We start from the raw sequence: 21924 nt of genomic DNA on the forward strand, positions 1-21924 counted from the left end.
AGTGAGAGGCGATGAGTGGATGGACTTGTGAAAAAAATTCAGCAACGGATTAGCCCTGGTCGGTCTATGGTGTATATCATTTTCGTATCAACGCATTCGGGCCTTAACGCCGCAAGAGGAAAACTATTCTGTATGCAAATAAGCAGAGCTGATGTCGCCGATCTCATTTATTTCATGGCTATTGCACGTCATCGCAGTTTCAGCCGTGCGGCGATTGAATTAGGTGTCAGTGCATCAGCGCTTAGTCATGCCCTGAAGGGACTGGAAACCCGGCTCGGGGTTCGCCTGCTTAATCGCACGACCAAGAGCGTTACCCCTACGGCTGCAGGTGAAGAACTGGTTCAGTCTGTCCTTCAGCCTTTCGACAAGATAGAAGGCGCGCTTGAATCGCTTAACCGGTATCGTAATACCCCTACCGGACGTATCCGCATCAATGCAGCCGTTGAAGCGGCCAATCTTTTGCTTGCGCCGGTTATGCCCGCGTTTATGGATCGCTATCCCGATATTGAAATCGATATTGTGGCCAGCAACCGTATGGTTGACGTCACTGATGCGGGCTTCGATGCCGGTATCCGCTATGGTGGCACTGTCCCGGAAGACATGGTTGCCCGGCGTTTATCTGCCGATATACGCTGGGTTATCGCAGCATCCCCCGACTACCTGGAACGTTACGGAACGCCTGAACATCCGGATGATTTGTCACACCATCGCTGTATAAGCAATCGTCTCGGCGACGATCGGATTTATCGCTGGGAACTTGAGCGAGACGGCGAAACGTACCAAATCACTGTGCCTGGCTCTGTGACGGTCAATCAGGCTGAAACGGGCCTTGTGGCCGTATTAGGCGGAGCCGGCCTGATGTATTTTCCGGAGCCTCTTGTTGCACCCTATGTGAAGGATGGACGGCTCCGCCTGGTGCTTACGGAATGGTCCCCGCTGGAGGAAGGTTTTTATATCTATTATTCAAGCCGCCGGCAACTGCCGACCGGGCTTCGCCTTCTGATTGAGTTCATACAGGAAGCCAGGCCGCTGGGGTTGTGAAATAGCGCTTCCATACGGGACGATGCGTAATCGTCTTTATCGCCCCGTAGCGGATATCAGAAAATCAATCAGGGCCTTTACTCTTTTCGTTTTACCCGCGTTTTTGGGGTAATAGAGATAGACTGGCGGGTAGGTTTTCCAGTAACTCTCCATCACGGGGATAAAGTGCTCCCTGTCGGGCTGTAACTGCCAGATGGGTTCAAACAGGCGTCCAATTCCCAGCCCGTTACGGATCCCGTCTGCCATAACGTCGATATCGTTACTGATTAACTGCCCGGGCATTTCAACCGTCAACTGCTCTCCGCGGTCGTTCAGGATCAACGGAAGGATGCGGTTGTTAGTAATAAAACGGTAGCCAATCAGCTTGTGCTGACTGAGATCTGACGGTACCTCAGGCGTTCCATGCTCGCGGAGATAGGCTGAGGATGCATATAACCCTTCACGAAAGGGTTTCATTAACGGCCGTGCCACCACCCCACCCTCAAGGATATCGCCAAAACGGATCCCAAGATCAAAACGCTCTTCGATGATATTCACGGTACCGTCGTAAACCGAAATTTCCAGCTGTATACCCGGGTATTGCTGACAGAATTCCGCCATTGCAGGCTTAAGAATTAACAGATAGGCAAAACGCGAGAGCGTGATACGCACCACACCAGAGGGCTCCTGATTCTGATCGCGAATGCTTTCAAGCGAATTTTCCAGCGACTCCACCGCCGCAGCGGTCTGTTCCAGCAACAGCTGCCCGGTTTCCGTCAGCTCAATACGGCGGGTCGTACGCACAAAAAGCGGATGGCCAATATGCTCTTCCAGCAGCTTAAGCGCATTGCTGACGGAGGGAGGCGTAATTTCCAGTTTTCTTGCGGCTGCCGAAATATTGCCCTCACGTGCAATGCTCTGAAAGATCCGTATCTGGTTATACAGGGCGTTATTCATAATGTGTTCCTTAAGCAATCACTGCTTAATTATTAAGTACAGCCTAAAGATGCTTAAGTCAATAATATCCATTTAGTACATTTTTACTGATGCTGCGATTCACTGTTAACCACGTATTTTGAAATACACCTGTACTCATGTTTTTTAACTTTTATTGTTTAGTGCGGGATAGTCAGTGTAGCCCACCGCATCGTTCTGTCCCGGCTCATAGAAGGTTGCAGAGTCCGGAACGTTGAGATCGCTGCCGCACGCAAATCTTGCGGGTAAATCGGGATTGGCAATAAATGGAACGCCATAGGCGATGAGATCGGCCTCACCCTTGTTAATTGCATCCTCACCGGTCTGAGCATCATATCCACCATTCAGAATAAAAGTTCGCGAGAAACACTGACGAAGATAAGGTGCAATCCGCTGTGAACCTGCGACCGGAGCATCGGGCCCGGCAATACCTTCGGTTACGTGAATATACTCAGACGTACCATCGGTCAGGTTTCTCAGAGAATGCTGACGTTAACACTGAGAAATCTTGAACGAGACGGGTTAGTATCGCGGACGGTATTCCCTTCGATCCCGCCACGTGTTGAATATGAGCTAACTCCACTTGGACGGACATTAATGGGGCCAGTTATGACACTTATAGACTGGTCCTTGATTCATCAGAGCGAGGTTGAAAAGGCACGTTCTGAATATGAAAACCAGCCCGAACTTTCGACTGATTAAGCCAGAATATTCATATACAGATGCAGGAACAGACATCTCTGGCATAGATTTACCCTGTCGCACTCCTCACCTGATTATTAAGTACAGACTAAATATGCTTAAGCCAATGACCACCTAATCTTCTCAAAATGGCGCTCATATACTCTTCTCTCTTTCACTTTAAACCCGAGAACAAGAGACACTTATGCGAATTTTATGTCTGGACATCCCCGCACCTGGAGCATCGCTGGAAAAATATGCTCCACACCTTAACGCTGAAGCGCTGCACGCCTGGGGATTGTATAAATCCGGCTTCATCCGCGACATCTACTTCCGTCAGGACAGACCAGGCGTCGCTATTTTTCTTGAATGTGACTCTGTCGAAGAAGCGATGAACGTAATGGCCGAATTCCCGCTGGCAAAAGCAGGCTTATTAAGCTTTGAGTGCATTCCGCTTGGTTCCTTTATTAACTGGGAAAATCTCTTTGCCGCTGAATTTAAAAATAAAGAGTGAGGCCCGTTATGAAACCTGCAGATAAATCCGTGCTGTGTGTCGTTTCCAGCCATCCGATTAAAGGCGCATCCGGTGTACCAACCTGGCCGGTTTAACGTATTGAAATGAAAAATATCCTTGTTATTTCAGGTCATCCTGAGCTGAATCATTCCGTCGCCAACGCCACTATCCTTGATGAAGTGGCGACCGCCCTTCCCGATGCTGAAATTCGTCGTCTGGACTGGCTCTATCCGGACGGCAAATTCAATATCGCTGCGGAGCAGGAAAGCCTGCTCAGGGCCGATGTGATTGTCTGGCAGTTTCCTTTTTCCTGGTATGGGCTGCCCGGGTTAATGAAACAATGGCTGGACGAGGTCTTTGTCCACGGCTTCGCGCATGGCTCAACGGCGAAACTGGGCGGTAAAAAGCTGATCCTCTCCTTCACTACGGGGGCGCCACAGGCGCTCTATACCGCTGACGGTTTCTTTGGCCATGCCATTGAAGAGTATCTTATTCCGTTCGAGACCACGGCAAGGCTGTGCAATCTTGAGCTGCTGACGCCGGTTTATACCTGCGGTATCAGCTATGCCGACCGGGATGCCGACAAAATCGCGCAGCAAAAAACGCTTGCCCGGGAACACGCTTCAAGGCTTGTCGATCTGCTCAATTCCGTCGTGAATAATGCAGAGGGAGAATAACGATGCAGTATACCCGGCTCGGGAAAATCTTCGGTCTGTGCGCGGTAGCAAACAGTAATTTCAGTAAAAGGATCAACGTGAAAAAGCCCCTTATGCTTTTAATTTGTATGCTAATAAGCAGCCCTGTCTGTGCAACAAAACCGGACACGCAGAATAAGCCCGTGATGAATATCTTCGAGCTTGGCGTCAGACCCGATCGGGACAAAGAGTTTGAAGACGTGGCCAGGCAGACGATTTCCGCTTCGGTTGATCATGAAGCAGGTACGCTGGCAATGTACGCCCTGCAACGAAGCGACAATCCACGTCAGGCATTCATGGTCGAATTCTATGAAAACGAGAGTGCTTACCGCAAACATTTGAATGCCGAACCGTACAAGGCATTCGCTGCCCGAGCACCTGACATTATCGATCGAAAAAAGAAAATCACCCTTGAGCCACAGTTTCTGGGGGACAAACACATCCTACCGGATGAGCGGACCATCAATAATCTGGTGATCGTCGAGGTAAAGCCTGAATTTCAGAGCGAATTTAAAAACATCGTCCTTCCTGAAATGGCGGAGTCGCTCAAAGTAGAGAAAGGCGTGTTAGCCATGTATGCCGGTACAGATTCAGAGACTCCAAACCGCTGGTATTTCTATGAGATTTACGCCAGTGAGGAGGATTATCAACTGCACCGACAAACGCCGCACTTCCTGGATTACCTCAGGCAAACGGCGCATATGAGCGCCAGGAAGGACGCTATCCCGGTACAACCGGTATTTCTTCGTAACAAAGGCGGAATCAAACAGGATAGTAAGGATTAACATGAAAAGCGTACTTGCAGCGGCGGCTATGTCGCTTGTTATTTCTGATTTTGCCAATGCTGAGGAAACAAGAGGTAAAGCCATGATGAAAATAAACGCTGAGTATTCAAATGTTTAAAGTTTTAACCCGTCGCCTGCAACGCTGTAACGAGGCTGCCGCCAGCATAAACCATGCCGCCCCGACGCAGCTGCAGCAGCTGAAGACGCAGCTGGCCGACGAAATGGGTAAGCCTGTGGGACTGCATACCATGGGGATTCCCGCGGCGATCAGTACGCTTGGGGTGATTGTCAGTTTCGCCATTCCGCAGCTGTGGCTGGAGTATGGCGTACTCGCCGCACTCGGCCAGCCGGCCGAACGCGTATTCGTGTGGGTTGTGCTGATCGCCCTGCTGTTCGCCGGCATTAACGGCGTGACCATGTTTATGATGGGCAAAGGCAGCATGCGCGCCGTGCGGTTACACCTTACGCTGGCGGTGATAAGCCTGGTATTAACGGCGGCCTATCTGCTGGCCGCGCTGAGCGGTAGCGCTGCTCCGGGCGTCAGCCTGACCGCAGCGCTGGTAAGTATTGTCATGCTGGGGCTGAGCGGCAGCTGCATCCTCTCTACCGTTTTCTATAAGATGCTGCTGTTTACTCTGCATAACAGAGCCTGGCGCAAGCTTATCAGCCAGACGCGCTAAGCATTTATCCCGTAAAAACCCCGCCATCGCTGGCAGGTTTTTTTATGGCTTTTTATGCCTGCGCAACCAGATCAGCTTGTACGCCGCGGGAATAATAAACAGCGACAACAGCGGCGCCGTGATCATCCCGCCAATCATCGGTGCCGCTATCCGGCTCATGACCTCTGATCCGGCACCGGTTCCCCAGAGAATCGGCAGCAGACCCGCAATGATCACTGCTACGGTCATGGCCTTTGGCCGCACGCGTAGAACGGCGCCATGATAGAGGGCGTCATCAAGCCCCTGTTCGGTGAACGTTTCGCGCTGGGACAGCGCCGGATGCGCTTCAATGGCCTGACGCAGATACATCAGCATGACCACCCCAAACTCTGCCGCCACCCCGGCCAGGGCGATAAACCCGGTTCCGGTTGCGACAGACATATGGAAGCCCTGCCAGTACAGGAACCATATCCCTCCAACCAGTGCGAACGGCAGGCTCATCAGAATCAGTAAGGCTTCATCCATGCGACGGAAGGCCAGATATAACAGAATGAAAATGATCATCACCGTCATCGGTACCATCAGCTTCAGTTTTTTATTGGCATGCTCGAGTAATTCAAACTGTCCAGAGAATGACACGCTGGTCCCCGGCCTCAGTTTGACCTTCTGGCTGATGGCTGTCTTAATGTCGTTTACCACCGACACCATATCCCTGCCCCGCGCATCAATGTAAATCCAGCTGGCGGGACGGGCATTTTCCGTTTTCAACATGGTTGGACCGGAAACGACGTTAATCTCTGCCACATCGCCAAGGGTGATTTGCTGCTTCATCGGCGTAAGGATCGGCATCTCCTTCAGCGCCTGCGGGCTGTTCCGGTAATCCTGCGGATAGCGGATATTGATCGGATACCGGGCCACGCCTTCAACCGTTTCCCCTACCGTCGCGCCACCGATGGAGGAGGAGACGAAGAGTTGCACATCGCCCACCGTCATGCCGTAGCGGGAGGCTTTTTCACGGTTGATATCCACATCAACGTAGCGCCCCCCTTCCAGACGCTCAGCCAGTGCTGAGACCACGCCCGGCACGGTTTTGGCTACCGCCTCAATGTTCTGCGCCGTTGCGTCGATATCCGACAAAACGGTACCCGACACCTTGATCCCTATCGGACTTTTGATCCCGGTTGAGAGCATATCAATGCGGTTACGGATGGGCGGCACCCAGAGATTGGCAAGCCCCGGCAAACGAACCGTCTGATCCAGTTCATCGATAATCTTGTCAATCGTCATGCCCGGCCGCCACTGGTCTTCCGGCTTGAGCTGAATGGTCGTTTCAACCATTTCAAGCGGCGCGGAATCTGTTGCGGTTTCAGCCTTACCCGTCTTACCAAACACGGAAGCCACCTCCGGGACGGTTTTGATTAACTTGTCCGTGGTCTGTAATAGCGCCGCCGCTTCTGCCGGAGAGACGCCCGGCAGGGTCGACGGCATATACAGCAGATCGCCCTCATTGATCTTCGGCAGAAACTCACCGCCCACCTGACTTAAAGGCCAGATAACCGTGAAGATGGATAACGCCGCAACCAGCAGGGTGGTTTTTGGCCAGCGAAGCACCTTAAGCAGCAGCGGATGATAGGCTCCGATCAACAGCCGGTTCAGCGGGTTACTGTTCTCAGCGGGGATTTTTCCCCGGATCCAGAACCCCATCAGAATCGGAATGACGATGATAGCCAGCGCGGCCGCCCCCGCCATGGCGTACGTTTTCGTGAAGGCCAGCGGACCAAACAGCCGCCCTTCCTGCCCTTCAAGGGTAAAAATCGGAATGAAGGATAAGGTGATGATCAGCAGGCTGATAAACAGCGCGGGGCCAACCTCCACTGAGGCGTTGGTGATCACCTGCCAGCGGGTGGCGTTATCAATCTGCTCCCCGGGATGCTGATGATCCCACTCCTCGAGCCGTTTATGCGCATTTTCAATCATCACAATGGCGGCATCCACCATTGCGCCGACGGCGATGGCGATCCCACCCAGCGACATAATATTGGCGTTCAGCCCCTGGGCGTGCATGACGATAAAGGCAATGCACAGGCCGAGCGGCAGAGAAATGATGGCGACCAGCGCAGAGCGGACGTGCCAGAGGAACAGGGCGCAGACAATAGCCACCACGATAAACTCTTCAAGCAGCTTTGAACTCAGGTTGTCGATTGCCCGGTCGATTAGCTGGCTGCGATCGTAGGTGGTCACAATCTCAACGCCTTCCGGCAGACTGGCTTTCAGCGTCTCCAGTTTATCCTTCACCGCAGTAATGACCTCACGCGCATTTTTGCCCGAACGCAGGATCACGACGCCCCCGGCGACTTCCCCCTGCCCGTTTAGTTCGGCTATACCGCGTCGCATTTCCGGCCCCGTCTGCACGCGAGCAACATCACGGAGATAAATGGGTACCCCGTTTTCCCCGGTTTTCAGGACGATATTATTGAAGTCATCGAGGGTCTGGAGATAACCGCTGGCGCGAACCATATACTCCGCTTCCGCGATTTCAATGGATGAGCCCCCTGCTTCCTGGTTGGACGATTCAAGGGCCTGCTTAACCTCAGGCAGGCTTACGCCGTACTGGGCCAGTTTTAACGGATCGACCTGAATCTGGTACTGCTTCACCACGCCACCGACCGACGCCACCTCGGCCACGTTCGGAATGGTTTTCAGTTCAAATTTGAGGAACCAGTCCTGAAGAGATCGCAGTTCCGCGAGATCGTGTTTTCCGCTGCGATCGACCAGCGCATACTCAAATATCCAGCCCACGCCCGTGGCATCAGGCCCGATTTCAGCGCTCACCCCTGCGGGCAGTTTACCCTGCACCTGATTCAGATACTCCAGCACGCGTGACCTGGCCCAGTAGAGATCTGTCCCGTCTTCAAAAATGACATACACGTAGGAATCACCAAACTGAGAAAACCCGCGCACGGTCTTTGCGCCCGGCACCGACAGCATGGTGGTGGTGAGCGGATACGTTACCTGGTTTTCAACAATCTGCGGAGCCTGGCCGGGATAGCTGGTTTTAATAATCACCTGAACATCAGACAGATCGGGCAAGGCATCGACCGGCGTGTTGATGATGGTCCAGGTTCCCCAGACGCTAAGAAACAGCGCCCCCATCATCACCAGAAAACGATTGGCGACTGACCGCCGGATAATCCATTCAATCATCGTCGTCTCCTTAGTGACCAGCATGCGCGTCGTCAGGTTTTGCAGGATGCCGCATGCGCTCCAGCGCACCGGTAATATTGGCCTCAGAGTCAATCAGGAACAGACCGCTGACCACCACCGACTCCCCTTCATTCAGGCCTGAGCCAATACCGGACTGTTGCTGAGATTCGTGCAGCACGTGGATCGGTTTCGGCACAAAACGCCCCTCCGCATCGACCGTAATCACGCGCTGTTCCTTGCCGGTATCGATAACGGCCTGAGACGGGATCAGCAGCATGTCCTGGCTTTGGGTATTCAGTTTCAGATAAGCGTTCATACCCGGTTTCAGACGTTCATCTTTATTGGAAACCTGCAGGCGCACCTGCAGCGTGCGAGTGGCCGGGTCCACGCTCGGCAGAAGGTTCCATTTTTCAACCGGGAACGATGTGTCCGGATAAGCCGGTACGGAAACAGCAAACTGCGACGTGTCTTTCAGGAGATACGCGATGGACTCAGGGATGGCTGCGCTGATCCAGACGGGGTCCATCCCCTGAATCTGTGCCACCACTTTATCTTTTGAAATATTCATTCCGGTGCGCAGGTCAAACGCGGTGATCACCCCGTCGATGGGGGCTTTAATGGTAAATCGGGTCTGAATCGTTCGGCTTGCGCGCAGCCTTTGTATATCATCGTCTGGCATGCCTGCCAGCCGCAGCCGCTCAAGCACCCCTTTAATCTGGGTAGGCGTTCCGCCGGTGCCGGATAACAGCAAAAACTCACTCTGCGCTTCGACCCAGTCCGGGATCGTGATATCAATCAGCGGTGTGCCTTTCTTCACATGGTCGCCCGTTGTCAGCGGGTACACCTTCTCAACGAAACCTTCAGCGCGCGCCTGCACAATGACAAACTGATAGTCGTTATAGCTGACGTTGGCCGGGATGGTCTGGGAATAATTCAGCTTCCCTCGCGTGACTTTTTGCGTTTTTAATCCCAGATTCTGAACCTGTGTCGGATCAATACGAATACCGGCGCTGCTTTTCTCGTCGTCTTCATCCGCATATTTCGGCACCAGGTCCATATCCATAAAAGGCGATTTACCGGGTTTATCAAATTTAACGTCTGGTTTCATCGGGTCATACCAGAAAAGTACCTTTCGCTCGGGTACTGTCTTTTCTGTTTTATCCACTGAATGCATCATCTGCCAGGCCGTCACTGAAATCAGCCCGCCTGCGATGAGGCTGGAAATAATCATTGCAGCATATTTTATTTTAAAAGACGCCATGCCGTTTCTCGCTATTTAATGCTCTTCAGTAAAGAGATATTGCCCTGCTGCACAAACGAAAAATTAACCTGGCTACCCACTTTTAACGCCGTAATACTCTCGTCAGCCTGGGTAAAGGTGAAGCGCATGGTCATCGCGGGCCAACCCACCGCCGGGATAGCATCATGAGAAATGGTGATTTTCTTATTGGTGAGATCAATGTCCTTCACAATGCCAGTTCCTTCGATTACCTGCTCTGAAGCGGCGTCGCTGGCAGCAGCCATTTCACTATGCTGATGAACTTCAGCCTGAAGGCCAGCAGAAAACATCACAGAGAGAGCACCAAATACAACGGCTTTAATGGAATTACGCATATTCATTGTCCTGTTAAATGATAAATAAGTTATTCAACCCAGCCGCCACCCAGTGCGGTGTAGAGATTAATTTCATTCACCTGTCTGGAATTGGTCAGGTCGAGTAGAGTTTGCTGTGTGGCGAAAAGGGAGCGTTCAGCATCAAGCACTTCGATATAGCTCACCGCGCCGCTGGCATATAATCCTCTGGCGCGCTGAAGGGTAATTTGCAGTGAATCCAGATAACGCTTCTGCGCATCATTTTGCTTGCTAATGCTTTCACGCAGGGCGAGCGCATCCGCAACGTCTTTAAATGCAGCCTGAATTTTTTGTTCGTAATTCACAACCGACTGCTGCTGGCGAATTTCAGCCAGCTTCAGGTTGGCGTTATTCCTTCCGGCATTGAAAATCGGAATGTCGATTTTAGGAATAAAATTCCACATTCCGCTCGCCGGTGTGAATAGGCTGGATAACGCCGTACTGCTTGTTGAAAGTCCACTGGTCAGCGAAATGGAGGGGAAAAAAGCGGCTCGCGCAGCGCCAATATTGGCATCAGCCGCTTTCAGCTGATACTCCGCCTCCATGATATCCGGGCGCTGAAGCAGAATGTCTGATGACAGATTGGGCGGCAACTTTACGGGTGTCAGAGCGCTATCGCTCGCACCGTTTTCTGCCGGGAGCACGCGATACGTGCCCAGCACTCGCTGCAGGGCATTATTGGCCTGCGCCAGCTCGCCCTCTCTTTTGGCAATCTCCGCGCGGGTGCTTTCGATTTGTCCACGAGCCTGCTCCAGCGCGAGGACATTCGTGCTGCCCGTCACCAGCTGCTGCTCTACAAAAGCATAAGACTGTTGATAATTTTTCAGCGTCTCGCGCGCAATACGCAGCTGTTTGTAGGCCAGCTGCTGGCTGAAATAACTCTGCGACACGCTGGAGACAAGCAGAATATGTACCGCCCGGCGGGCTTCTTCGCTGGCAAAAAAGTTTTGTCTGTCTGCCTCACTCATGTTCCTGAGCTTGCCGAAAAAATCGAGTTCGTAGCTAAGCTCAAGGCCCGCGTCATACTCTTGTGATGTCGGCTTGTCACTTTTCAGCCCGCCGCTGTAAGTAATACCTGACGACGCATTCAACTGCGGATAGCGGTCTGCATCCGTGATGTTAAACTGCGCCCGGGCCTCTTCCACCTTCAGGGCCGCCATGCGCAAATCGCGATTGTTGCTCAGGGCCTCGGCGATCAGCCTTGTCACCTGCGGATCGGCAAAAAAGTTGCGCCACCCGCTGTCCTGATAATTCTGCGCTGCGGGCATCAGACCGTTGCGAGACAGTGAAAACTGCTGTGGGACCGGTGCCGCGGGTCGCTGGTATTCAGGGGCCAGAGAAACGCAGCCTGCAAGAAGGAAAATAGTGCTGATGCTAAGTCGTTTTAAGGTGAACATAACGCTTCTCGTCCAGGCAGACCTGGTAAATGATTCCAATGAAGTCCAGAGTGTTATCAGGGTTACTCTAACGAAATCATCCTGTTTGCCTGGTGACAGGATAATGACAATGTTGTCATTTTTAGCGTAAGCCGTTGATTACGGCCTTCGGCGCAATAGAATGTCGCGAGCAGCCAGCCAGGGGAGCAAGATGAAAATACTGATCGTTGAAGACGAGATTAAAACAGGCGAATACCTCAGCAAGGGGCTGACGGAGGCGGGCTTTGTGGTGGATTACGCTGACAATGGCCTGAACGGATATCATCTCGCCATGACCGCCAGGTATGATCTGCTGATTCTGGATATCATGCTGCCTGATGTGAACGGCTGGGATATCGTCCGCATGCTGCGTTCTGCCGGGAAAGGGATGCCGATACTGCTACTGACGGCCCTCGGCACGATTGAACACCGGGTTAAGGGGCTTGAGCTGGGTGCAGATGATTACCTGGTAAAACCTTTCGCGTTTGCTGAGCTTCTCGCTCGGGTGAGAACGCTGCTAAGGCGCGGTAATACGGCGATAGCCGAGAGCCAGTTCAACGTGGCGGACCTGACGATCGATCTCATCTCCCGGAAGGTCACCCGCGCCGGAAACCGTATTCTGTTAACCAGCAAAGAGTTCAGCCTGCTGGAGTTTTTCATCCGGCATCAGGGCGAAGTCCTGCCCCGCTCCCTGATTGCTTCGCAGGTGTGGGACATGAACTTTGACAGCGACACCAACGCCATCGACGTCGCGGTTAAGCGCCTGCGCGCCAAAATAGATAATGATTATGAGCCAAAACTGATCCAGACCGTCCGCGGCGTCGGTTATATGCTGGAGGCGCCGGATGCACAATAAGCCCGCCAGGCGTCCATTCTCTCTTGCCCTGAGGCTGACGTTTTTTATCAGCCTCTCTACGATCCTCGCTTTTTTCGCTTTTACCTGGTTTATGTTGCATTCGGTTGAAAAGCATTTTGCCGAACAGGATATTAGCGATCTGCAGCAAATCAGCACCGCAATGCACCGCATACTGCAGTCACCGGCCGATCCCGATGAACGAAAGGTCAGTAAAATCAAAGAGTCGATTGCCAGTTACCGCAACGTCGCCGTGTTGCTTCTGGATCCTCAGGGGAATGAACTGTTCAGTTCAGCGCAAGGCGCGGCATTACGCCCTGCGGTAAATACGGCGGATTTTGGCACACACCGCCGCGCGCAGGATGTGTTTCTCTGGACGGTAGAAGATCCGTCCATGCCCGCGCATTCCGGCCCCGAAATGAAAATGGAAACCTACCGAATTATCGCCTCTTCTGGGACGGCTGCATTTCAGGGAAAAACGCAGAACTACGTCATGCTTATCGGGCTTTCCATCAATTTTCATCTTCACTACCTCGATGCGCTAAAAAAGAATCTGCTCGCGATTGCTGCTGTTATCAGCGTGCTGATTATTCTTGTCATCCGCATCGCGGTTCGCCAGGGACACCTGCCCCTGCGTAACGTCAGCACCGCTATCAAAAATATCACCTCTGAGAATCTGGATGTGCGGCTGGAGCCGTCCCGCGTGCCTGTTGAGCTGGAACAGCTGGTGATCTCGTTCAACCATATGATTGAAAAAATTGAGGATGTCTTTACCCGTCAGGCCAATTTTTCTGCCGATATCGCGCACGAAATCAGAACCCCCATCACCAACCTGATGACGCAAAGCGAGATTGCCCTAAGCCAGAACCGGACGCAGAAAGAGCTTGAAGACGTGCTCTATTCCAGCCTTGAAGAGTACACCCGGATGACCCGCATGGTCAGCGACATGCTGTTTCTCGCCCAGGCGGATAATAACCAGCTGATCCCTGACCGGGTCATGTTTGATTTACGTGCAGAGGTGATGAAAGTTTTCGATTTCTTCGAAGCCTGGGCGGAAGAGCGCAACATCACGCTCAAATTCAACGGGATGCCCTGCCTGGTTGAAGGCGATCCCCAGATGTTCAGGCGAGCAATCAATAACCTGTTATCCAATGCCCTGCGCTATACGCCGGAAGGACAGGCTGTGACCGTCTCACTCACAGAACAAGATAGCTATTTTGTTCTGATGATTGAAAACCCCGGCACGCCCATCCCGGAAGCGCATTTGCCGAGACTGTTCGACCGCTTCTATCGGGTGGATCCGTCCAGGCAACGTAAAGGCGAAGGCAGCGGGATCGGGCTTGCCATCGTCAAATCCATTGTGGTTGCTCATCATGGAAAAGTGCGTGTGGAATCGGACGCTCGCTCGACGCGGTTTATCTTGTCTGTGCCAAAGGCGATATCGCGCTAAGGCTCACTGCGCATCCTGACAGACTTCGCGCACTTTCTCTCTCAACCAGCGGTGCCCCGGATCCTGCTCCATTCGCGGGTGCCACATCTGGGAAACCGTAATGGTCCGGGCTTTAAACGGCAGTTCGAAGACGTGCAAATTTTCCGTCATGGTTTGATTGCGCAGATACAGTGCGGGAACCATCGCAATGAGATCGGACGCCAGCGCCACGGATAACGCCGTCGGGAAGCCCGGCACCACGCTGGCCACTTTACGTTTCATACTCTGTTCCGCCAGAACGTCATCGACGAAGCCGTGTAACGAACCATCGGGCGAGGCGACCACATGGCCCCATGACACATAATCGTTGATGCTGATTGCCGACAGCGCGGCCAGCGGATGTCCTTTGCGTACCGCCCCCACAAACCGGTCCTGAAATAACCGCTGCAAACGTATCTCCGGTCCCATGTTGCCCTGTACGCCAATTTCCAGGTCAACCAGCCCCTCGCGCAAGTACCGCGACGTTTTTTCAGGCTTCGGTGCGAAGCGTATGCAGACCTCTGGGGCAACCGCGGCAACGGCGGCAATCAGGGCAGGACCAAAGGCCACCACGAAGCCATCATTTGCCCGAATGGTGAAAAGTCGCGCCAGATTTTGGACGTTAAGCGTCTCGGTGGAGGGCTGGAGCACCGCTCTCGCCTCGTGCACGGCGTTTCTGGCCCGGTCCCGGGTGGCTTCTGCCCAGGGCGTCAGCACCATATGACGTCCGGCCCGAACCAGAATCGGATCGCCGGTGACTTCACGCAGCCTGCTCAGCGTTCGGCTCATGGCGGAGGTGCTCAGGTTTAAACGCCGCGCCGCAGCCGCTACGCTGGCTTCAGCCAGCAAAACGTCGAGGGCAACCAGCAAATTGAAATCAGGGTCGGTCACGTTATCTCCTCATATAAGGCGTTATACGCAACGAATGAGTGCACAGGCTGCGTCTTCCGCCTTGTATACCCCATGATTATAGTTTCGTCATCACTATTCTTTTCTGGAGTAAATATCATGACGCTGTTTTCAAACCAGCCCGGCGATGAGGGATTACCGGGACATGAACGTGCCCGGGTCATGGTCGCGCTGATGACCACCACGCTGATGGGGGTCTTTGATGGCACCATGATTAACGTTGCGTTGCCCTCCATGGCAAGCGCGATGCAGGTCTCTGCGAATGTCGCTGTATGGTTTGCCAACGGTTACCTGCTGTCGGCGGCGATGACGCTGGCTATCTTCGCGGCGCTGGCAGCGCGAATGGGCTATCGCCCGGTGTTTCTGGCGGGTCTTGCGACGTTCACGCTTACCTCCCTAGGCTGCGCGCTGGCGACGACGCCCGAAATGCTGATCGGGATGCGTGTTTTGCAAGGCATAGGGGGGGCGGCCACGTTGAGCATCGCCCCGGCGATACTGCGCTCCGTTTTCCCTGGACGACTGCTTGGCCGCGTTCTGGGTCTGCACGCCCTGCTGATTGCCGCCAGCACGGCCATAGCGCCGGTGCTGGGCGGCACGATCCTGGAGGCGCTACGCTGGGAATGGCTGTTTGCAATTAACATTATTCCGGGAAGTGTCGCACTGCTGCTGGCCTGGAAGGCGTTACCGCGCGGTTCGGCTTCCAGTAAAACGCCCTTTGACACCGCAGGTGCTGTACTCTCGGCGATTCTGCTCGGTTCGACAATCATGACCGCGAACAGTTTCCAGCACGTCAGCCATGAGGCGGCGTTCTGGGCGGGTATTGCCCTACTCAGCGCCACCGCGTTCATCTGGCATATTCGCCGCATCCAAAGTCCCTTGCTGCCCCCCGTTATCTTCCGCAACGGTCGCTTTACGCTCGCCGCACTCACCTCACTTGCGTCGTTTGTCAGCCAGGGCATCACCTTTATCGCGCTGCCGTTTCTGTTTCAGAGCGTGTATGGCTACAGCCCGCTGGAATCGGCCCTTCTGTTCACGCCCTGGCCGATTGGCATCGTGCTCATCGCGCCGCACGCGGGCCGTTGGGCAGATACGATTTCCGCGCCGCTGATTTCCACCATCGGGCTGATGATTTTTGCCGTTGGGTTGATCCTGCTGGCGACGTTACCGGCAAGCCCTCCCACATGGGATATCTGCCTGCGCAGTCTGGTGTGCGGTATTGGGTTTGGCTGCTTCCAGAGCCCCAATAATCGGGAAATGCTCGCTAACGTGGCGCGCGAGAATGCCAGCTATGCGTCCGGGGTATTGTCCATCGTCAGGACGTTCGGGCAGTGTCTGGGTGCAGCCGTGGTAGGGGTTTGGCTGGCCGCGACGACGGGCTCGGACCAGGCCGTTCACTTTGCGCTGTGGACTGCGGTGGTAGCCTCGGCCGGGTCGGTGTTGTTTAGCCTGAGCCGACTACGCCCTGCGGTTCGGGCATCAGCCTGATTCGCCCGGCGGCGCTACGCTTGCACAATGTAGGCCGGGTAAGCGCAGCGCCACCCGGCAAAAAAGACGACTGGTTTATTTACTCCAGCGCCAGCAGCGCAAAGCTCGCCAGCCAGTGCCCGCCGCTATAGTGGCTGCCCACCACGTGCTCGACGCTTGCCGTCAGGTGTTTCGCCACGGCATCACGCAGCGCCTGCTGTCCCGGATGGTTCTCCGGCAACGCCTTTGCGATGTGTTTCATACACCAGGCGCGGCTGAGGTTTAACCCGTCCAGATGGGCAATTTTCGGATCGGTACGGTCGCTCACCTCCGCCGGGTTCATCAGTGCCGCAACAGTCCCTACATCAGGGAGGAATTTATCGAACCATGCCGGGAAGTTATCCGTTACCTTGCTCATCAGCAGCGCCTCGGTCAGCGCGCCGGAAATATACTCATCGCCGCCCGGTTCGTAGTGTGCAGGATAGCGCGTATCCGCGAGATAAAACCGCTCAGCCGCCGTCAGAATTGCCTGCTCCAGCGCGATATCTTCTACGGAGCGGGCGTAATCCAGCCCCAGCGCGAGGGCAAACGCTGTGTTGTAGTGCGTCCCGACGCGGATCGGATAGGTGAGCTTGCTGAGATAATCCACCAGCCGGTTGCGAATATCCTGGGTTAACGGCTCAAGCGTCTGGTACCAGACTGCGGCCTGCGGCAGCGACGACTGTTTCAACTCCTGAGCCAGCGCCAGCAGCCAGCCGTAGCCATACGGACGTTCGAACGAGGCGCGGAACGGCGCGGTGAAATAGGCCAGCTCTTTCGCCACGTTCTCGTTGGTCAGATGCTCGTCGATAAGCGCGACGATTTCATTCCGACACGGTAGCTCAGGGTAGAGGCGCACGCAGCGCAGCAGCAGCCAGTAGCCGTGCACCGCCGAGTGCCAGTCAAAACAGCCGTAGAAAATGGGGTGCAGCTCGCGAGGCGGCAGAACATCGCCATCATCATTCAGCAGGTGCATGATGTGGTTCGGGTATTCCTGGCGCAAATAGGTCAAAGGCATGCGGGCAAACGCGTCTGCCTGATGTTGCGTTAATTCCATATCAGCTCCTTAGCGAAACACGAGGAAATACATTAAGAACACGTTCACCACCAGCAGGGTTAACGCGGTCGGGATCTGGATCTTGATCACCTGATACTTGTCTTTCAGCTCCAGCAGCGCGGCGGGAACGATATTGAAGTTCGCGGCCATCGGCGTCATCAGCGTGCCGCAGTAGCCCGCGTACATGCCAATCGCCAGCAACGGTGCCGGGTTGCCGTGATGCACGTTAATCAGGAACGGTAAGGCGATGCCGGCACTTAATACCGGGAAAGCGGCAAAGGCGTTACCCATGATCATGGTAAACAGCGCCATACCCACGCAGTAAATCACCACCAGCATGAAGCGGCTATCCGGGTTCACGAACAGGCTGACCACCTTCTGTACCGAATCGCCGGTATTGGCCGCCACGAACACGCCGCCGAGCATCGCCAGCATCTGCGGCAGGATCACCGCCCAGCCGATGGTGTCGACAAGACGACGAGACTGGCGGATAGCGTGCAGCGGCGTTCCCTTCGTTAGCCACCATCCGGTGAGGATCGCCGCGACGCAGGCCACGCATAGCGCCGCCAGGGTAAGCTGTTTCTGGTCGAGAAGATAAACGCCGCCAATCGACACGCCCTTCAGGAACAGCGTTCCGATAACCGTCACCACCGGGATCATCAGCGCGGGCAGGAACAGCCAGTTTTTGAGCCGGTTCGATGAGGCAACGCGCTCCTCGTCGGAGGCCATTTTATAGTGCCCTTTCCCGACCAGACCAAAGCCCGCCAGCAGCGCGATAGCGATGACGCCGCCACCAATGATCCGGTACGCCAGGGATTTCCCCAGCTCCTGCACCATCAGGTCGCCAAACAGGAAGATCCCGCCAAACAAGAACCAGAACAGCGCGGTGGTAAAACGCTTCGGATTGGCGCGATCGCGCAGGGTCATCACGACCAGCAGCATCACGACAAAGCCGATGAGGTAGTACACGCGGTTAATGGTGATAAGCGTCATCATTGCGCCACCTCCTGTTTACCCTGCTCTGCACGCCAGGCCATGACGTCGCGACGAATGCTGGCATCCAGGCGCAACAGGCGCGTCATATGAATAATTAATGCCGCAATGGCGGTGGGAATAGCCCACAGGCCGATATGCAGCGGTTCGATCCCCTGGATCCCGTTCTCTTTCAGGAAAGCGTCAATCAGCAGAACCGCACCGAAGGCGATAAAGATATCTTCACCAAAAAAGACCGCGATATTGTCGCACGCGGCGGCATGGGCTTTGATTTTGTCGCGGATATGCTGCGGCAGTTCGCCATATTCGTTCAGCGCCGCCCCTTCGGCCATCGGGGCCAGCAGCGGGCGCACCGTCTGGGCATGGCCGCCAAGAGACATGAGACCCAGCGCCGCGGTCCCTTCACGGGCGACAAAATAGAGCATCAGAATGCGCGCCGAGGTAGCGCTGGCGATCTTCGCCACCCAGGCCTGGGCGCGCTCTTTCAGCCCGTAGTATTCCAGCAGACCAATCACCGGCAGGATCAGGATGAAGGTGGCCAGCGATCGGCTATTCACGAACTTTTCACCGAAGGTCTCCAGCAGCATCCCAAAATCCATCCCGACCAGCAGACCCGTCGCCAGCCCCGCCACCACGACCACCAGCAGCGGGTTGAAGCGCAGTGCAAAACCAATAACCACGATCGGTATCCCGATCAGCGGCAACAGCGTAGTACCGTCCATAAACGTTTACCCTATCCAAAGTGAGCGTTGCGCGCCGACGGCTATTTTTTTAATTTGCGGCGAGCGATGTTGTGTTTTGTTGGCAGGCTTCGCAAAACCTGCGCTAAAAAGCTATATCTGAACCTCAAAAACATGTAAACAATTTATCAATAAAATGTTCTTATTTTATCGATGAGTTTACATTTCTGGCTAAGGAACGTTATGACCTCAAAAAAGAGTGTTGCCTCAAATCACGACGATATTACGGATGGCCGCATCGTCTCCTCTCGCCACCTGGTGTCGGAACGCTGCGCGGAGCTATCGGAGCTGGAATACGCGCTGATCATGACCAGCAACGCGTTTAACAAATGGATGGTGCGCTGCATGACGGCTGCCGGCGAGCCGGATATGGGGGCGTTTGACGTGTCGCTGCTGCATCATGTGAATCATCGCAACCGCAAGAAAAAGCTGGCCGATATCTGCTTTGTCCTGAACGTGGAGGACACGCACGTGGTGACCTATGCGCTAAAGAAACTGGTGAAAGCGGGCTATGTGACGAGTGAGAAAGCGGGCAAGGAGCTCTTTTTCTCGACCACGGAGGAAGGCAAAGCCTTATGCATGAAGTACCGCGACGTGCGGGAAGCCTGCCTGATTAACATTCATGGAGAGAGCGGTATTTCAGGAACGTCTATCGGGGAAACCGCGCAGCTGCTGCGCACGATCTCCTCCCTGTATGATACCGCCGCACGGGCGGCGGCATCGCTGTGAGTTAAGGACGTCTGAAAAGCGAGATACTGCGTCCGGCCAGTTCGTAATCTACGGCCTGGGTGATAACCGTTCCGGCGGCAGTATCTTCAGCCGTAGACAGTTCAAGCACCCATCCACCTTCCCCAAACTGCGGGATCTGGAACGGAACCGGGCCTTCAAACGGGTTAAACAACATCAGCACATCGTGCCAGATGCCGTCCTCCTGTTTGAGATCCGACCTGCTGATGGAGACCCCGAGCGTCGAGCCCTCATCCCACTGTTCCTCCTGCTGCGGCCCGCCTCCGGCATTAAACCAGCGGATCTCCAGCCCGTCGCGCCAGCTTTCACGGCGCAGTAACGGCTGTGAAGCGCGCAGGGCAATGAGACGGCGGGTAAAATCGCGCAGCGCCTCGTCGTTTTCGGATAGCCCCTTCCAGTCTATCCACGAGATCTCGCTGTCCTGGCAGTAGCCGTTGTTATTGCCCTTTTGCGTGCGGCCAAACTCGTCGCCCGCCAGCAGCATCGGCGTGCCGTGGGAGAACAGCAGCGTGGTCAGGAAATTACGCTTCTGCCGCTCGCGCGTGACAATAATATCCGGGTTCTCCGTCGGCCCCTCTTCGCCATAGTTGTACGAGCGATTATCGTTATGCCCGTCGTTATTATCTTCTCCGTTGTCGGCGTTGTGCTTCTCGTTGTACGACACCAGGTCGTTCAAGGTAAAGCCGTCGTGAGCGGTGATGAAGTTAACGCTGGCCCACGGACGACGACCGCGCAGATCGTAGAGATCGCCGGAGCCCAGCAGACGCGCGGCAAAATCGGTTGAGACGTTATCGCCCTTCCAGTATTCGCGGACGGTGTCGCGGTATTTGTCGTTCCACTCGCCCCAGCCCGGCGGGAAACCGCCGACCTGATAGCCGCCGGGACCGATATCCCAGGGTTCGCCGATAAGCTTAAGCTTAGAGAGCACCGGATCCTGGGTGACCGCGTCAAAAAAACCGCCGCGCGGATCAAACCCTTCCGGCTCGCGGCCGAGGATGGTCCCTAAGTCAAAGCGAAAACCGTCAATATGCATCGATTCCGCCCAGTAGCGCAGGGAATCCATCACCATCTGCAGCACCCGCGGGTGCGAGGTGTTGACCGTGTTTCCCGTCCCGGTGTCGTTAATGTAATACCGGTGCTGGTCCGGCAGCGTGCGGTAATAGCTGTAGTTATCAATGCCCTTAAACGAGAGCGTTGGCCCAAGCTCGTTACCTTCCGCCGTGTGGTTATACACCACGTCCAGAATGACCTCGATGCCCGCATCATGATACGCACGCACCATGTCGCGGAAACCCTGGATCCCCGCCGGGCCGTAGTAGCGCGACGCCGGAGCGAAAAAGCCCAGCGTGTTATAGCCCCAGAAGTTTTTCAGCCCGCGGTCAAGCAGATGCTGATCGTCCGGGAACCAGTGAACCGGGAGCAGCTCAACCGAGGTGATGCCAAGACTCTTGATGTAATCGACCGAGGCTTTGTGCCCCATCCCCTCAAACGTCCCGCGCAGTTGGGGCGGAATGGCCAGGTTCATCTGGGTAAAGCCTTTCACGTGGCTCTCGTAGACAACGGTATGCGGCCAGGGCACCTCCGGCCGGTTGTTGTCCTGCCAGTCGAAGGCGTCCGGATCGATAACCTTGCATTTGGGCGTGAACGGCGCGCTGTCGCGAGTATCAAAACTGAGATCCAGTTCATCATGCCCAAGCTCATAGCCAAAATGGGCGTCGTTCCAGTCGATATCGCCCACCAGTTCGCGCGCGTACGGGTCGATAAGCAGCTTATGCGGGTTGAAGCGGTGGCCGTTTTCCGGGTCATAAGGACCATAGACGCGATAGCCGTACAGCGCACCGGGCTTTAGATCGGGCACGTAGCCGTGCCAGACTTCATGGGTATATTCCGGGAGTTCCAGCCGGGCAATTTCCGTTTTCCCGGACGGGTCAAACAGGCAGAGCTCCACCCGCTCTGCGTGCGCGGAGAAGAGCGCAAAGTTCACGCCTTTTCCATCGTAGTTTGCGCCCAACTGCTGGCCGTGACCGGCCCGAATTTCAAACCTGTTATCCTTTGCCATTTTCGTTCTCCACGA

The 21924-nt window shown here is 54.8% G+C and carries 21 protein-coding genes and 1 pseudogene; 11 read left to right on the forward strand and 11 right to left on the reverse strand.

From position 1 onward, the window contains the following. Positions 1-132 precede the first annotated feature (132 nt). The gene (locus tag ACTJJA_RS06730) at positions 133-1041 is read left to right on the forward strand and encodes a LysR family transcriptional regulator (RefSeq protein ID WP_440667709.1); all 909 of its coding nucleotides are present in this window, start codon (positions 133-135) and stop codon (positions 1039-1041) included. A 36-nt stretch (positions 1042-1077) separates the two neighbouring features. Here the strand turns inward: ACTJJA_RS06730 and ACTJJA_RS06735 are convergent, their stop codons facing one another. Beyond that, positions 1078-1977 carry a LysR substrate-binding domain-containing protein gene (locus ACTJJA_RS06735; protein ID WP_440666972.1) on the reverse strand — a complete coding sequence of 300 codons (900 nt, stop codon included), beginning with the start codon at positions 1975-1977 and terminating at the stop codon, positions 1078-1080. A 144-nt stretch (positions 1978-2121) separates the two neighbouring features. Continuing rightward, positions 2122-2475: an oxidoreductase gene (locus tag ACTJJA_RS06740; protein WP_440667711.1), complete on the reverse strand. Its 354-nt coding sequence runs from the start codon at positions 2473-2475 to the stop codon at positions 2122-2124. Positions 2476-2478: 3 nt separating this feature from the next. Here ACTJJA_RS06740 and ACTJJA_RS06745 point away from each other — a divergent pair, with 3 nt between their 5' ends. The 6 genes and pseudogenes from ACTJJA_RS06745 to ACTJJA_RS06770 all read left to right on the forward strand — a co-directional run bounded on the left by ACTJJA_RS06745 (position 2479) and on the right by ACTJJA_RS06770 (position 5350). Further along, on the forward strand, positions 2479-2697 hold the full coding sequence (locus tag ACTJJA_RS06745; RefSeq protein ID WP_440666974.1) for a winged helix-turn-helix transcriptional regulator: 219 nt from the start codon (positions 2479-2481) through the stop codon (positions 2695-2697). Positions 2698-2881: 184 nt separating this feature from the next. Further along, a complete protein-coding gene (locus ACTJJA_RS06750; protein ID WP_056774970.1) occupies positions 2882-3190 on the forward strand; it encodes a hypothetical protein in 309 nt (102 codons plus the stop codon). Positions 3191-3294: 104 nt separating this feature from the next. Next, a complete protein-coding gene (locus ACTJJA_RS06755; protein ID WP_440666977.1) occupies positions 3295-3867 on the forward strand; it encodes an NAD(P)H-dependent oxidoreductase in 573 nt (190 codons plus the stop codon). Between the two features lie 107 nt (positions 3868-3974). Next, on the forward strand, positions 3975-4670 hold the full coding sequence (locus ACTJJA_RS06760; protein ID WP_440667713.1) for an antibiotic biosynthesis monooxygenase: 696 nt from the start codon (positions 3975-3977) through the stop codon (positions 4668-4670). A 1-nt stretch (position 4671) separates the two neighbouring features. Beyond that, positions 4672-4764 (forward strand): annotated as a pseudogene (locus tag ACTJJA_RS06765) (carboxymuconolactone decarboxylase family protein); the annotation flags it as partial. Between the two features lie 16 nt (positions 4765-4780). Beyond that, the gene (locus ACTJJA_RS06770) at positions 4781-5350 is read left to right on the forward strand and encodes a hypothetical protein (protein WP_440666978.1); all 570 of its coding nucleotides are present in this window, start codon (positions 4781-4783) and stop codon (positions 5348-5350) included. A gap of 42 nt (positions 5351-5392) precedes the next feature. Here the strand turns inward: ACTJJA_RS06770 and silA are convergent, their stop codons facing one another. The 4 genes from silA to ACTJJA_RS06790 are packed head-to-tail and all read right to left on the reverse strand — an operon-like array spanning position 5393 to position 11562. Continuing rightward, positions 5393-8533 (reverse strand): Cu(+)/Ag(+) efflux RND transporter permease subunit SilA, encoded by a 3141-nt coding sequence (gene silA / locus ACTJJA_RS06775; protein WP_440666980.1) that lies wholly within the window; start codon positions 8531-8533, stop codon positions 5393-5395. A gap of 10 nt (positions 8534-8543) precedes the next feature. Further along, a complete protein-coding gene (locus tag ACTJJA_RS06780) occupies positions 8544-9794 on the reverse strand; it encodes an efflux RND transporter periplasmic adaptor subunit (RefSeq protein ID WP_440666982.1) in 1251 nt (416 codons plus the stop codon). Positions 9795-9805: 11 nt separating this feature from the next. After that, positions 9806-10147: a cation efflux system protein CusF gene (gene cusF / locus ACTJJA_RS06785; RefSeq protein ID WP_440666984.1), complete on the reverse strand. Its 342-nt coding sequence runs from the start codon at positions 10145-10147 to the stop codon at positions 9806-9808. A 29-nt stretch (positions 10148-10176) separates the two neighbouring features. Beyond that, positions 10177-11562 carry an efflux transporter outer membrane subunit gene (locus ACTJJA_RS06790; protein WP_440666986.1) on the reverse strand — a complete coding sequence of 462 codons (1386 nt, stop codon included), beginning with the start codon at positions 11560-11562 and terminating at the stop codon, positions 10177-10179. Positions 11563-11752: 190 nt separating this feature from the next. Between ACTJJA_RS06790 and ACTJJA_RS06795 the strand changes: the two genes are divergently transcribed. Beyond that, the gene (locus ACTJJA_RS06795; protein ID WP_440666988.1) at positions 11753-12436 is read left to right on the forward strand and encodes a copper/silver response regulator transcription factor; all 684 of its coding nucleotides are present in this window, start codon (positions 11753-11755) and stop codon (positions 12434-12436) included. Then, positions 12426-13883 (forward strand): Cu(+)/Ag(+) sensor histidine kinase, encoded by a 1458-nt coding sequence (locus ACTJJA_RS06800; protein ID WP_440666990.1) that lies wholly within the window; start codon positions 12426-12428, stop codon positions 13881-13883. The genes ACTJJA_RS06795 and ACTJJA_RS06800 overlap by 11 nt, the downstream gene beginning before the upstream one ends. Before the next feature lie 3 nt (positions 13884-13886). On the opposite strand, the gene ACTJJA_RS06805 is transcribed toward ACTJJA_RS06800, so the two are convergent. Next, the gene (locus ACTJJA_RS06805; protein ID WP_440666991.1) at positions 13887-14792 is read right to left on the reverse strand and encodes a LysR family transcriptional regulator; all 906 of its coding nucleotides are present in this window, start codon (positions 14790-14792) and stop codon (positions 13887-13889) included. A gap of 117 nt (positions 14793-14909) precedes the next feature. Between ACTJJA_RS06805 and ACTJJA_RS06810 the strand changes: the two genes are divergently transcribed. Next, positions 14910-16295: an MFS transporter gene (locus tag ACTJJA_RS06810; RefSeq protein ID WP_440666993.1), complete on the forward strand. Its 1386-nt coding sequence runs from the start codon at positions 14910-14912 to the stop codon at positions 16293-16295. Between the two features lie 79 nt (positions 16296-16374). Here the strand turns inward: ACTJJA_RS06810 and ACTJJA_RS06815 are convergent, their stop codons facing one another. From ACTJJA_RS06815 to ACTJJA_RS06825, 3 genes are read right to left on the reverse strand one after another with little or no spacing between them, the layout of a single operon-like run. Then, positions 16375-17370 carry a DUF2891 domain-containing protein gene (locus ACTJJA_RS06815; protein WP_440666995.1) on the reverse strand — a complete coding sequence of 332 codons (996 nt, stop codon included), beginning with the start codon at positions 17368-17370 and terminating at the stop codon, positions 16375-16377. A 9-nt stretch (positions 17371-17379) separates the two neighbouring features. Continuing rightward, positions 17380-18366 carry a DUF979 domain-containing protein gene (locus tag ACTJJA_RS06820; RefSeq protein WP_100166635.1) on the reverse strand — a complete coding sequence of 329 codons (987 nt, stop codon included), beginning with the start codon at positions 18364-18366 and terminating at the stop codon, positions 17380-17382. Then, positions 18363-19085, reverse strand: coding sequence for a DUF969 domain-containing protein (locus ACTJJA_RS06825; RefSeq protein ID WP_010431244.1), 723 nt, complete (start codon positions 19083-19085; stop codon positions 18363-18365). Before ACTJJA_RS06825 ends, ACTJJA_RS06820 begins: the two co-directional genes overlap by 4 nt. Positions 19086-19286: 201 nt before the next feature. Here ACTJJA_RS06825 and ACTJJA_RS06830 point away from each other — a divergent pair, with 201 nt between their 5' ends. Then, entirely contained in the window at positions 19287-19832 is a 546-nt protein-coding gene (locus tag ACTJJA_RS06830) for a winged helix DNA-binding protein (RefSeq protein ID WP_010431247.1), read from the forward strand. Position 19833: 1 nt separating this feature from the next. Here ACTJJA_RS06830 and glgX read toward each other — a convergent pair whose 3' ends face one another. Beyond that, complete coding sequence (gene glgX, locus ACTJJA_RS06835) at positions 19834-21909, reverse strand: glycogen debranching protein GlgX (RefSeq protein WP_440666997.1); 2076 nt, start codon at positions 21907-21909, stop codon at positions 19834-19836. Positions 21910-21924: the final 15 nt, after the last annotated feature.

This window comes from Enterobacter sp. 22452, assembly GCF_052045065.1.
In the GTDB taxonomy this organism is placed as follows: Bacteria; Pseudomonadota; Gammaproteobacteria; order Enterobacterales; family Enterobacteriaceae; genus Enterobacter; species Enterobacter mori.